Annotated in this window: 12 protein-coding genes; 8 read left to right on the top strand and 4 right to left on the bottom strand. The window is 70.5% G+C overall.

Annotated features, from left to right (window positions below; all coding sequences use genetic code 11):
- Both GUY60_RS24235 and GUY60_RS24240 read right to left on the bottom strand, forming a co-directional pair.
- Positions 1-493 (bottom strand): copper homeostasis protein CutC (locus GUY60_RS24235; RefSeq protein WP_161701297.1); only part of this gene is annotated, 493 nt, incomplete at its 3' end.
- 130 nt (positions 494-623) lie between these two features.
- Positions 624-1574: a DUF8832 domain-containing protein gene (locus GUY60_RS24240; protein ID WP_161701317.1), complete on the bottom strand. Its 951-nt coding sequence runs from the start codon at positions 1572-1574 to the stop codon at positions 624-626.
- 224 nt (positions 1575-1798) lie between these two features.
- Here GUY60_RS24240 and GUY60_RS24245 point away from each other — a divergent pair, with 224 nt between their 5' ends.
- The 4 genes from GUY60_RS24245 to GUY60_RS24260 all read left to right on the top strand — a co-directional run bounded on the left by GUY60_RS24245 (position 1799) and on the right by GUY60_RS24260 (position 7158).
- On the top strand, positions 1799-4060 hold the full coding sequence (locus GUY60_RS24245) for a heavy metal translocating P-type ATPase (protein ID WP_161701299.1): 2262 nt from the start codon (positions 1799-1801) through the stop codon (positions 4058-4060).
- 162 nt (positions 4061-4222) lie between these two features.
- Positions 4223-4684: a helix-turn-helix domain-containing protein gene (locus GUY60_RS24250; protein ID WP_161701301.1), complete on the top strand. Its 462-nt coding sequence runs from the start codon at positions 4223-4225 to the stop codon at positions 4682-4684.
- 3 nt (positions 4685-4687) lie between these two features.
- Entirely contained in the window at positions 4688-5239 is a 552-nt protein-coding gene (locus GUY60_RS24255; protein WP_161701303.1) for a VapC50 family PIN domain-containing toxin, read from the top strand.
- A 221-nt stretch (positions 5240-5460) separates the two neighbouring features.
- The gene (locus GUY60_RS24260; protein WP_246235571.1) at positions 5461-7158 is read left to right on the top strand and encodes a tetratricopeptide repeat protein; all 1698 of its coding nucleotides are present in this window, start codon (positions 5461-5463) and stop codon (positions 7156-7158) included.
- Positions 7159-7213: 55 nt separating this feature from the next.
- Here the strand turns inward: GUY60_RS24260 and GUY60_RS24265 are convergent, their stop codons facing one another.
- Positions 7214-8302, bottom strand: coding sequence for a WD40 repeat domain-containing protein (locus tag GUY60_RS24265; RefSeq protein WP_161701307.1), 1089 nt, complete (start codon positions 8300-8302; stop codon positions 7214-7216).
- Between the two features lie 9 nt (positions 8303-8311).
- Positions 8312-8743, bottom strand: a complete 432-nt coding sequence (locus tag GUY60_RS24270) for an ATP-binding protein (RefSeq protein ID WP_161701309.1) — start codon at positions 8741-8743, stop codon at positions 8312-8314.
- A 112-nt stretch (positions 8744-8855) separates the two neighbouring features.
- Here GUY60_RS24270 and GUY60_RS24275 point away from each other — a divergent pair, with 112 nt between their 5' ends.
- The 4 genes from GUY60_RS24275 to GUY60_RS24290 form a co-directional block, all read left to right on the top strand.
- Positions 8856-9680: a helix-turn-helix domain-containing protein gene (locus GUY60_RS24275; RefSeq protein ID WP_161701311.1), complete on the top strand. Its 825-nt coding sequence runs from the start codon at positions 8856-8858 to the stop codon at positions 9678-9680.
- Positions 9677-9916, top strand: a complete 240-nt coding sequence (locus GUY60_RS24280; protein WP_161701313.1) for a DUF397 domain-containing protein — start codon at positions 9677-9679, stop codon at positions 9914-9916. The genes GUY60_RS24275 and GUY60_RS24280 overlap by 4 nt, the downstream gene beginning before the upstream one ends.
- A gap of 23 nt (positions 9917-9939) precedes the next feature.
- Positions 9940-10188 carry a DUF397 domain-containing protein gene (locus GUY60_RS24285; RefSeq protein ID WP_161701315.1) on the top strand — a complete coding sequence of 83 codons (249 nt, stop codon included), beginning with the start codon at positions 9940-9942 and terminating at the stop codon, positions 10186-10188.
- Between the two features lie 97 nt (positions 10189-10285).
- Positions 10286-12618: caspase family protein (locus tag GUY60_RS24290; RefSeq protein WP_187370113.1), on the top strand; the 2333-nt coding region annotated here is incomplete at its 3' end.

Here is a 12618-nt window from a genome sequence, read left to right on the forward strand (position 1 = left end):
GGACCGGAAGACCATACGCCACCCCCGCCGCCGACCCCGCCGTGAGATACGTGTCGAGCCCCGGCAGGTCCGCGAGCTGCTTGCGCAGGGCGTCCCGGTCGGCGGCGCGGTCGATGGCCCGGTGGAACGTCCAGGGCGCCCCGTCGAGCGCCGCCACGACCCGCTCGACCGCCGCGAGGTCGGCCGCGCCCGTCTCGTCGAGGAAGCCGAGTACGAACTCGTCGGCGCCCTCGGCGCGCAGGTCCCGTGCCCTGGCCACCAGCGCGTCGACCGCCTCGGTGCCCCCGGCGACGAAGCCGTCCGTGGCGCGCAGCATGACGCGCAGCGAGATGTCGACGGCGGCGCGGATCTCGGCGAAACCGGCGAGGCTCGGCGTGAGGCCGTCCGCCGCCATGTCGGTGACGAGTTCGAGGCGGTCCGCACCTCCGGCCTGGGCGGCGACCGCGTCCTGCGCGTCGAGCGCGATCACCTCCAGGACTGCACGCTGGCTCATGGGGCGCATGGGGCCTCTATTCCTCGGAATGCTCGGCGGCTACAGGTGGCCATAGGCGACTAGGCGAATAGGCGAATAGGCGAATAGGCGACTAGAGGTCTAGTCCAATCTCAAGACTACGCGCAGCCCGTCAGTGCGTGTGGCCGCTTTCCGCCCCATGGTCATCGCCCCACTCGTCCGCCGCACCCGCCCCGGCCCCCGAGGTCCGCACCGTGAACTCCGCCGTCCGCACCTTCCCGTCGTGCTTGAAGTCGAGGAACAGCCGGTACGAGCCCTCGCTGGGCGCCGTCGCCGTGAAGGAGACGACGGGTCCTGGCCCGCCCTCGTTCGGGTGGACGTGCAGATACGCGAGGTCGCCGGAGCGCAGCGCGACGAGGTGGCCGTACGCCTCCAGGTAGGGCTCCAGGTCGGTGACCGGCTTGCCGTCCTTGCTGACCCGCAGCTTCAGTTCGCCCGCGCGGCCGGGGGTGAGGGGGCCGTCGAGCGTCACCTCGTACCCGTCGGCGAGCTTCGCCTTCGCGGACTGCTCGGGCAGCGCGGCCGGGTCGTACCGCCCGGCCACCGCGAGGTCCGCGCCGAGCGTGAGGCCCTCGCCGCCCTTCGGCGTGAAATCGGCGAAGACCCGGTACCCGCCAGCCTTCGGCAGGTCCACTGGGGTCGACCAGGTGCCGTCGGCGGCGCGGGTGGGGTGCAGATGACGGTAGGTGCCGAGGTCGCGCGAGGCGATGATCAGGTGCAGGTCCTTGCCGTGCTCGCGGTCGTACGCGGTGACCTTGCGGCCGCTGCCGTCCTCGACGGTGAAGCTCAGCTCGGTCTTCTCGCCGGCCTTCAGGCGTGACCGCTCCAGGTCGAGGGTGTACCCGTCCTGGGAGATCTGGAGTCCGCCGGGCGGCTCGGCCGCGCTCTCCTTCTCCTCAGGGGCCCCGCTCTCGTGGCCGCCATGCCCGGCACTCTCCTCCCCCGACTCGGCCGCGGCGCGCGCGCCCTCCTCCGGGCCGACGGCGCCGCCCACCGCGTACGCGGTACCGAAGGTGGCTCCGATCGCGGCGGCGAAGGCGGTGATCTTCGTTGCGGTGTTCATGGATCGCTTGGATCGCATGGCTCGCTCCCTGTGTCTGTGTGTCCGTGTGCCCGTGTATCCGTGGGCTCCAACGCTTTTGACAGTACCCCCTGGGGGTATCAAGTCAAGCGGAGGGAGGGGCTTGCGTCCGTAACCCCCCAGGGGTATACATGGACTCGTCGAAATCAATACCCCCTAGGGGTACCCGCCAGCAGCGGTTCAGCAGCGGTAGAAGGGCAGCAGCCATGACCACCACCACACCCGGCACCACCGCCGAAGCGGAGGTCGAACTCGCCATCGGCGGCATGACCTGCGCCTCGTGCGCGGCGCGGATCGAGAAGAAGCTCAACCGCATGCCGGGCGTCGAGGCGACCGTCAACTACGCCACCGAGAAGGCCAAGGTCACGTACGCCGCGGACATCGCGGTGACCGACCTGATCGCCACGGTCGAGGCCACCGGGTACACGGCGCAGGAGCCCACCCCCGAGCCCGCACACGTCGAGGGTGGCGACGGGCCCGCGGCCGAGCCGGACGACGGGCTTCGCCCGCTGCGGCAGCGGCTGATCACGGCCGTCGCCCTGGCCGTCCCGGTGATCGCGATGGCGATGGTCCCGGCGCTGCAGTTCGAGTACTGGCAGTGGCTGTCCCTGACGCTCGCGGCGCCCGTCGTGACGTACGCGGCGTGGCCCTTCCACAAGGCGGCGTTCACGAACGCGCGGCACGGGGCCGCGACGATGGACACGCTGATCTCGGTCGGTACGACGGCGGCGTTCCTGTGGTCGCTGTGGGCGCTGTTCTTCGGTACGGCCGGGACGCCCGGCATGACGCACCCCTTCGAGCTGACCATCGCCCGCACCGACGGCGCCGGGAACATCTATCTGGAGGCCGCGGCCGGAGTGACCGCGTTCATCCTGGCGGGCCGGTACTTCGAGGCCCGTTCCAAGCGCAAGGCGGGCGCGGCCCTCAAGGCGCTGCTCGAACTCGGCGCGAAGGAGGTCACGGCGCTGCACGACGGTCGTGAAGTTCTCATCCCTGTAGCCGAGTTGAAGGTCGGCGACCACTTCCTGGTCCGGCCCGGCGAGAAGATCGCCACCGACGGCACGGTGGTCGAGGGCTCGTCGGCCGTGGACGCGTCCATGCTGACCGGTGAGTCCGTGCCGGTGGAGGTCTCCGTCGGGGACGGCGTGACCGGGGCGACCCTGAACGCCGGCGGCCGCCTCGTCGTCGCCGCGACCCGCGTCGGCGCCGACACCCAACTCGCCCGCATGGCCAAGCTGGTGGAGGACGCGCAGAACGGCAAGGCCGCCGCCCAGCGGCTCGCCGACAAGATCTCCGCCGTCTTCGTACCGGTCGTGATCGCCCTCGCCGTCGCCACCCTCGGCTTCTGGCTCGGCAGCGGCGCGGGCCTCACCGCCGCGTTCACGGCGGCCGTCGCCGTACTGATCATCGCCTGCCCCTGCGCCCTGGGCCTGGCCACGCCGACCGCGCTCATGGTCGGTACGGGGCGCGGCGCGCAGCTCGGCATCCTGATCAAGGGCCCGGAGGTCCTGGAGTCCACTCGTCGCGTCGACACGATCGTCCTCGACAAGACCGGCACGGTCACGACGGGCCGCATGACTCTCCTGGGTACGCACACCGCCGACGGCGTCACCGAGGCCGAAGTGCTGCGCCTGGCCGGTGCGTTGGAGCACGCGTCGGAGCACCCGATCGCCCAGGCCGTCGCCTCCGGCGCCACCGCGCAGGTTGGCACCCTGCCCACGCCAGAGGACTTCGCGAACATCGCGGGCCTCGGCGTCCAGGGCATCGTCGAGGGCCACGCGGTCCTGGTGGGCCGCGAGCAGTTGCTCGCGGAGTGGGAGATCCACCTGCCCGTCGGCCTTGAGCGCGCGAAGGCGGAAGGGGAAGCCGCAGGCCGTACGGTCATCGCGGTGGCCTGGGACGGCGAGGCGCGGGCGGTCCTCGAGGTCGCGGACGCGGTCAAGGAGACCAGCCCGGAGGCGATCCGCCGGCTGCGCGCGCTCGGCCTCACCCCGATCCTCCTCACCGGCGACAACCGCGCTGTCGCGGAGTCGGTGGCGGCGGAGGTCGGCGTGGACCAGGTGATCGCCGAGGTCCTCCCGCAGGACAAGGTCGACGTGGTGAAGCGGCTCCAGGCCGAGGGCAAGTCGGTCGCGATGGTCGGCGACGGCGTCAACGACGCGGCCGCCCTCGCCCAGGCCGACCTGGGCCTGGCCATGGGCACGGGTACGGACGCGGCGATCGAGGCGGGCGATCTCACCCTCGTACGGGGCGACTTGAGGTCGGCGGCGGACGCGATCCGCCTCTCCCGGCGCACCCTCGGCACGATCAAGTCGAACCTCTTCTGGGCCTTCGCCTACAACGTGGCCGCACTGCCGCTGGCCGCGGCGGGCCTGCTCAACCCGATGATCGCGGGCGCGGCGATGGCGTTCTCGTCGGTCTTCGTAGTGGGCAACAGCTTGCGGCTGCGGGGGTTCAGGGCGGCGTGAGGTGAGGCTTTCGCTCAGCGGAACCAGGGAGGGCGCTGGGTGGACGGGCACGGAAGCTGCCCGCCCACCTGGCGCCCTCGCCTCTCCCCTCCTAAGCTGTTGCACTTATTTCGATTGTTTCGGATACTTCGATTAGAGGCGACTGAAGGAGGTTCCGGAGACATGGCGACAGCGGTTGTCCACAGACACGAACCACACGGCGGCGACGAGGCCGAGGCGGCCGCACAGGCACTTCGCCAGGTGAAGCACTACCTCAGCGAGCATGCGGATGACGACGCCGTACGCGCACGCGTCGAAGCCGAGCCGGACGCCGAATTGCTCCTGCCGCGCGGCGCGGTGGAACTGCTCGCCACGGTCTTGGCCCACATGGCGGCAGGACGTGCGGTCGCGGTCGTTCCCGCACACGCGGAACTCACCACGCAGCAGGCGGCCGACTTGCTCAACGTGTCCCGGCCGTACCTGATCGGCCTGCTTCAGTCCGGGGAGATCGAGTACCGGTCGGTGGGGAAGCACCGCCGCATCAAGGCCGAGTCACTACTCGCATACCGCCGCGGCGACGACCGCGCCCGCAGGGAAGCCGCGGATGAACTCACCGCGCTGAACCAGGAGATGGGACTTCTCTGAGCCATGGCGCATGTGGTGGTCTACGACGCTTGCGTGCTGTACCCGAGCACCCTGCGAGACCTGCTCATCCGCATAGCCCAGAGCGGACTCGTGCAGGCGAAATGGTCCGACCGCATCTTGGACGAGGTGTTCGACAACCTGGCCGAGAACAGGCCGGACCTGGACGCCGCCCGGCTGGCACGTACGCGTCGCCTCATGGTCCGGGCCATCCGCGACGGCATGGTCGTCGGGTACGAACCGCTGATCGAAGCGATGGAACTGCCGGATCCGGACGACCGGCACGTCCTCGCCGCCGCCGTGAAGTCCCGAGCCCACCAGATCGTCACCCGTAACCTCAAGGACTTTCCCGCCTCAGCGGTGTCACGCTGGGGAGTGCGCGCCGGCCATCCAGACGATTTCGTCATGGAACAGATCGAGATCGACCGGCCGACGGTGTTCGCCGCCGTGCACCAGATCGCCAACTCCTGGCGGAATCCGCCTGGTTCAGTGAGCGGTGTGCTCGACCGCCTGGAGAAGGACGGCCTGATCGAGTCCGTCGCCGCCCTTCGCTTCTAGCGTCTGCGCGCCACCACGCCTGGGCGTCGCAGGGTTCGCTACCCGGCCCACAACGTGGCCGCACTGCCCCTCGCCGCAGCGGGACTGCTCAACCCGATGATCGCGCGCGCGACGATGGCGTTCTCTGGTGGGCCTTCGCGACGAACTCCGACACCAGCCACCCGGGCGATCCGAACCCCCGGCGGTCCGGGGCGTGTTGGACGGCTGGCACGATGCGGGCCATGACGCAGGACATACAGACCCACGGGGAGGCGCTCGTCTCCGCCGCGCGCGCCGGGGACGACAAGACCGCGCGCCGCCACACGGACTTCTTCGTTCTGAACCACTACGTGGACGAGGGCATCCCGTACTGGGAACGGGCGGTGGCCGAGGGCGACGCGTTCTCGCACTTCACCCTCGCCCGGTACCGGAAGGTCCGCGGCGACCGCCCCGCGGCCGAGGCGCTCTACCGGGCCGTCGCCGAGCGGCACATCGAATCCGCCTACGGCCTTGGCGTACTCCTCAAGGAGAACGGCGACCCGGAGGCCGCCGAATGGTTCCGGCACGGCTGGGAGTGGGGCGGCCACCTCGACTGCAAGATCGAGCTGGGCAAACTCCTCGCCGCCGAGGGACGCCTCGACGAGGCGGCGACGTTCCTGATGGACGACGCCGGCCTGGGCGACATCGCGGTCTTCCGCTGGGTGAAACTCTTCGAGTCGATCGGGGAGCAGTTCGCCCAGGTCGCGGAGCTCCTCGACATCGCCGAGACGGCGGCCGCCTATGGGGACGCCGAGACAGCCGCCGAGCGGGCCGCCGAGGTGACCGGCCCGCTCCTCGACCTGGAGGAGCACTTCCGCGACTACCCCGCCCTGGCCGACAAGGCCGCGGGCCACTACCGCAGGGCCGCCGCCCTGACCGAACAAGCCCGGGTCGCCCAGGCCTCGTTCCTGGCCATCACCACCGACTACGAAGCCTGGCCCGAGGCGCGCGCCCTGCTCGTCCAGGCCCACGAAGCGGGGTACGAGGGCGCTTCGTTCGGCCTCGGCATCCTGCACTCGGAGCGCGGGGAGATCGCCGAGGCGGAGCACTGGTACGAGGTTTCGTACGGCCACGGAAACCGCCGCGCCGCGTGGAAACTGGGTCTGCTGTGCAAGTGGCAGCAGCGGTACGAGGACGCGGAACGCTGGTTCCGCAAGGCCGGGGAGAACAACGCGGACGTCGTCGCGCAGCTCGACGACATCGCGGCCCTGCGCGCCGAGGACGACACGAGCGTGCCCGGCGACCCCGACCCGCGCGGCCTGACCGCACTGCGCGAACGCGCGGAGGCGGGCGACACCGGTGCCGCTTACGCGTACGGCGACGCGCTCTACGAACGGCCCGGCGTGGACCCCCGCGCCCTGGTCCGCTGGTGGGAACCCGCAGCGGCGGCGGGCGACCCGGACGCCGCGTACGACCTCGGGGACCTGTACGGCAAGGTGGGCGAGCCCGAGCTGCGCGACGCGTGGTACCGCAAGGCCGCCGAGGCGGGGCACCACTACGCGTGCCAGAGGATGGGCTGGCTCTCCGAGCAGCACTACGACTTCCAGGAGGCGGAGCGCTGGTACGAGCGCGCGGCCGGCAGCGGTGAGCCCCTGCACGCCATGCTCGCGGGCAAGTTGAAGGCCCAGCGCGGCGCGTACGCCGAGGCGGAGCCGCTCCTGCGCACGGCCTGGGAAGAGTGCGCCGAGGAATCGGGCGGGACGGAGGCCGCCGGGTACTACGGACTCGTCCTGCACCGCCTCGGCCGGTTGGCGGAGGCCGTCGAGCCGCTGCAGGCCGCCGCCGAGGACTGGGACGAGGACGTGCGCCCCCGCTACAGCCGGGACGACCTGACCGTGCTGTCCCGGATGGTGAAGCCGAGGAAGGAACTGAAGGCGGTCAACGCGGCGCTGGCTGAGTGAGGGTTCCGGGGCGGGGCGGCGCCGCCCGGTAAGGGGGCGCCCTCCCCTCCCCCCGCTACCCGACCGCTCGGTTGAGGTCCCAGACCAGGAGGTCCTGGCGCTTCGGTGCGCTGGTGACGGCGACCGGGCCTTCGTCCAGCTCGACGACCGCGTACAGCTGCCCGGCCAGCGGCTCGCCTATCTGCTCGCCACTGCGCAGGTCCCATATCCGGCTCGTGTCGTCGTTGCTGCCGGTCACGACGATCGCGCGCCCGTCGGCAGTGTGCGCGGTCCCCAGGCTGTGGATCCGGTCGGTGTGCCCGGCCGAGGGCTCAGCCAGCGGCTCGCCGCTCTCCAGGTCCCAGCGGTGCAGCAGATGGCGGTCTCCCCCGGCCACCACCATCGCCCGCCCGTCGACCTCCACAACCGCGTGAGCGCGCGCCACCGCCTCGATGCCTTCAAGCGTCGGCCCCCGCTGCTCGCCTTCGAGCAGATCCCAGACCTGCACGAAGTCGTCGTGGCCACCGGTCACGGCGACCGGCCTGCCGCCCAGGAGCCCCGCCGTCATGTCCCCGTTGAAACTGGCCCTGAGGTACGCCACCTCCTCGCCTGACCTCAGGTTCGACGCCATCAGCTGCCCCTCCTCGGAGCTGCTGACGGCGAGCAGACCGGCCTCGGTCGGCACGGTCCAGAGCGAGGTGACCCCGAGGTCGTGCCCGGTCAGCGTCTTGCCCATCTGGGCACCGGTACGCAGATCCCAGACGCGTACGGCTCCGCCCATCGTCTCCGGGTCCGCGCCCGACAGATCGAACCGGCCCCCACCGGTGATCACCACGGCCCGCCCGTCCAGCTCACCGACCGCGAGGTGGGAGCAGATGTAGTACGGGTCTATCGAGCACCGGGGCCGCAGCTCGTCGTCGTCCTCGTCGTCCTCGTCCCAGAGCCCCATCTCGAAGTACCAGGCGTCCTCGGGCTCCGCGTTCGTGAGGTCGAGGGGGCGTGACGAGCACTCCCCGTCCAGCAGCCCGCACACCCACAACGTCGCGTCCCGGTCGACGCTCACCGCCACCGGCGCCCCGTCCAGGACGACCACGGCTGTCGTGTCGTGCCAGCCGTGCGTGTGCCCCGAGTAACGCGTCACCAGTCGTTCATCCCCGTCAGTCATGCGAATACGCTAACTCCCGCCACTGACAACGCAGTTGACCTGCACAGACGCCTCGAACTCGCACCACACGACCTTCCCGGGCACCCTCGCCCCCACCCCCCACTTGTCGGCGACGGCCGACACGAGCAGCAGCCCGTTCCCGCCCTCGTCCCGCGCCTCGCACGGAATGTGCGGCTCCCCGTCCCCGCTGTCGTGCAGCTCGACGCGGAGTACGGCCCCGTCGTACGCGAGCCGTACCAGGAACCCGCGCCCCGGCGGAACCCCGTGCAGCAGGGCGTTGGTGGCGAGCTCGCTGACGCAGAGCAGTACGTCGTCGGCGCTGGGGGCGAGCCCCCAGTCCCCGAGCACCTTGCTCGCGAACGCCCTGGCGGCGGGCACGGAGCGGCGATCCCTACGGAGTAACTTCTCGTGGAACACCGGGAGTTGGACTGTCTCATTCACGGGACGAGCGTCGCGGAGCGTGACTACGCTGAAACAGTGCGTCGACCCCGACAGATTTCTTGTCGGGGTGAATACGGGGTCGAGGACGAGTGAGGGCGGGGACATGGGCGTCATGAGCCCAAGCAGGCATCCGAGCAAGAACCCGTCGGCGATGAAGATGGTCGGGAGCCTGCTCGCCCTCTTCCGCACCGCCGCCGGCTACACCCAACGCGCACTGGCGGACCGCCTGGTCCTCGCGGAGGCGACCATCGCGGCCATCGAGCAGGGCCGCCGCCCCCTGTTGCCTGACCTGGCCCAGGCGATGGACCAACTCCTCCAAACCAAGGGCGCATTGGCGGTCGCTGTCGCCAACATGCCGGAGATCGACCAGTTTCCGTTGTGGGCGGAGTCGTACATCAAGCATGAGCGGGAGGCGATCGCACTGTCGCTCTACGCGAACCAGGCACTGCCTGGACTGCTCCAGACCTGGGCGTACGCGGAAGCGGTGTTCCGCGAGCGGGTCCCGTCGTACGACGAGGACGAGATCGCGACGAAGACGGCAGCGCGCATCGAGCGGCAGGCGATTCTGCATCAGAAGAACCCGCCGACGGTCAGCTTCGTCATCTGGGAACCGGTGCTCGGGCTCAGGATCGGCACCCGTACGACACAGATCGAGCAGTTGCGACACCTGCGGGAGTGCGCCCAACTTCCTTGTGTGTCACTGCAGATACTGCCTCTGGACAGTGCCCACCACGCAGCTCTCGACGGCCCGTTCGTACTGCTTGAGACCCCCGACCATCAGCACCTCGCGTACACGGAGACCCAGCGCGGCAGCCAGTGGGTGGCTGATCGAAACGAGGTGTCCATCCTGGCGCGCAAATATGCGATGCTGCGAGCTCAGGCCCTGACTCCAGACCACTCCTTGGGCCTGCTGGATGGCCTGCTAGGAGAGCGATGAGCACCGCATTGCACTGGTTCAAGTCGAGCTACAGCGGTAGCGAGGGCGGCGAATGCCTCGAAGTCGCCTACGACTGGCGGAAGTCCAGCTACAGCAGCAGCGAGGGAGGCGCGTGCGTCGAGATCGCCGCCCACCCCACCGCAGTCCACATCCGCGACTCCAAGAACCCCGGCGGGCCGACCCTCACCGTGAGCCCCGCCGCGTGGTCCGCATTCGCCACGCACGCGGCGGCGTAGCGAGCACGACCAGGAGGAGCAGCGTGAGCAACGCACGGAACTGGTTCAAGTCGAGCTACAGCGGCGATGAGGGCGGCGAGTGCCTCGAAGTCGCTTATGAGTGGCGGAAGTCCAGCTACAGCAGCGATAAAGGTGAGGCCTGCGTCGAGATCGCCGCCCACCCCACCGCAGTCCACATCCGCGACTCCAAGAACCCCGGCGGGCCGACCCTCACCGTGAGCCCGGCGGCGTGGTCCGCGTTCGCGGACGGTGCCGCCCGCACGTCCGCATGAGCCAACCGGCCGTCGCGTACGAGGAGTTACGCCAACTCGTGGACGGATACGAAGTCCCGTTGGGCCGGTGGACCATCGACACGTCGAAGTTCCCCGCATGAGCTACAGAGCGCTGCTCATCGGCGCCGCCGACTACGAAGCCCCCGGCATCACCGCGCTGCCCTTCGTGCCCGGCGACCTGGAGCGGCTCGGGGAAGCGCTCGTCGCGCGGGGGTTTCATGAGGCGAAGGTCGCGCAGTCGCCCTGGTTCACGACCAACGTCATCAACGGCGAGGTGTCCCGTTTCCTCGCGTCCGCCGCCAGCGGTGACCGGCTGCTCGTCGTTTTAAGCGGGCACGGTGTGCACCACGACGGTCAGGACTATCTCGTACCGGAGGACATCCGCCCCGAGCTGCACACCTTCGCCGAGGGCTGCGTCGCGCTCGACTGGCGGCGGGAGCTGGAGGACAGCACGGCCGCGCAGGTCGTCTTCCTCATCGACGCGTGCCGCGAGGGCATCCGGCACGACACCAAGGCGACCGCCGCCTGGTCCCGGCGGAAGGTCGCGGACGCGCTGCGCCGCAAGGTCGCGTACGTGTACGCCTGCTCCCAGGCCGAGGTCGCGCGGTTTGTACGGGACACCGACGAGGTACGCGACGGCCACGACGTGGGTATCGAACCCGGCGCCTCCTTCAGCCTGTTCTCGCGCGCCCTCGCCGACCGCATCGGAAGCCTCACCGACCTCGCCGACCTGCGCCGGGAAGTCCAGCAACGGGTCGACGAACTGCACGCCGCGTACGGCAAGTCCGGGAGCCCGCAGCGGCTTCGCGTACTCACCGAGGAACCGGAGGCCGGCTTCTGCGTATTCCCGCCCGTGGAGCGCGCGGCCCCGGAACTGCCCAGCGGGCCCGAACGCGTCTGGGCCGAAGCCGTCACCACCCACCTGGCCTGGACGTACACCAAAACCGACATCCCGGAGCTGCGGGCCGCGTGCGGGGCGCTCGCCGCGTCGTACGCGCGGGACTGCCGTACCGATGACGCCATGCGCCAAGACCCTTGGTACGACGACGAGTTGGCGGAGCGGACCACCGACCGGCTCGGCTTCCTGCTGCAGCGGCTCGCGCCCGGGACCGTCCTTTCACCGACCGAGGCCGCCCTGCTCGCCGTACTGCCGTTCGCCGCGCAGGCCCATCGGGTCCGGCAGGCGGCGGCCAGGGATGACGTGCCGCAGGCCGAACTCGGCGCGTTCCTCGACCTGTTCCCGCGGCTCGGGCGGCGGTTGCGCGGGCTCACGGACACGCAGGCCGGTGCCGTACGGGACATCCACTGGTGGGGCTACCACCGCTGGCTGGCCCGGCAGCCCGACGCGTACACGGCGGTGGAGGACCGGGCCCCCGTCGGCACCGGCTGGATACGTGAGGAGTTGGGCACCTCTCGGCTTCTGCGCCACCTCAAGGAGCAGCGGATCGCGCCCGCCTCCGCCCCCGGCACCGTACGCAGCACGGAACTCGCCGAGGAGCGGGAGGTCGCGCCGAGCACGGTGTACGAGCACACGGTGCGGGAACGGCTCGTGTCCGGCCTGTTCAAGGCCGCGCACGCACTCGCCGTCGACCCGGCCGACCTGCCCGAAGTTCTCGTGGAGCACCTGGGCATCTCCGACAGCGTGTCCCTGCCCGAGCTGCTCACTACGGTGCGGCAGTCGTCGTGGGCGGCGTCCGGGCCGGGGCGTTCGCTGACCGCGCTGTGCGGGCACCCGGCGGTCGAGCTGGCCCTGAAACGGCACGCCGAGTCCGTCGACGTACTGCTGCGAAGCCTGCACGACGGGGCGGCCCGTACCGGCAGCTCGCTCGCCCCGCTCGCCGGACTTCCCGCGTACGCGGACGCGCGCCGGGTACGCCCCAGTGGCTCCGCCCCGGCGAACCTGTCCACCGGCATCCGCTTCCGGCTCGCGGACGACCGCGTGCAGGAGCTCTTGATGGGCGAACAGCTTTACGGAGACCGGGGGTTGGCGGTCCGTGAGCTGTACCAGAACGCGCTTGATGCGTGCCGGTACCGGGAGGCTCGTACGGAGTACCTGCGGCGCACGGGCACTGCTACGGCTCCGTGGGAGGGCGAGATCGTCTTCGGAGAGGGCACGGACGACGCCGGGCGGCCCTACCTGGAGTGCGCGGACAACGGCATCGGCATGGGCGTCACCGAACTCCAGCGCGCCTTCTCGCAGGGCGGTGCGCGCTTCGTGGACCTCCCCGAGTTCGCGGAGGAGGGTGCCCAGTGGGCCTCCCTCGACCCGCCGGTCGACTTCATGCCGGTGAGCCGGTTCGGGATCGGGGTGCTCAGCTATTTCATGATTGCCGATGAACTGGTGCTGTGGACTTGCCGGTTGGGGCGGGATGGGCGTCCGGGGCGGTTGTTGAAGGTGACCATTGCTGGGCCGGGGACGCTGTTTCGGGT

Source organism: Streptomyces boluensis (genome assembly GCF_009908195.1).
Lineage (GTDB): Bacteria > Actinomycetota > Actinomycetes > Streptomycetales > Streptomycetaceae > Streptomyces > Streptomyces boluensis.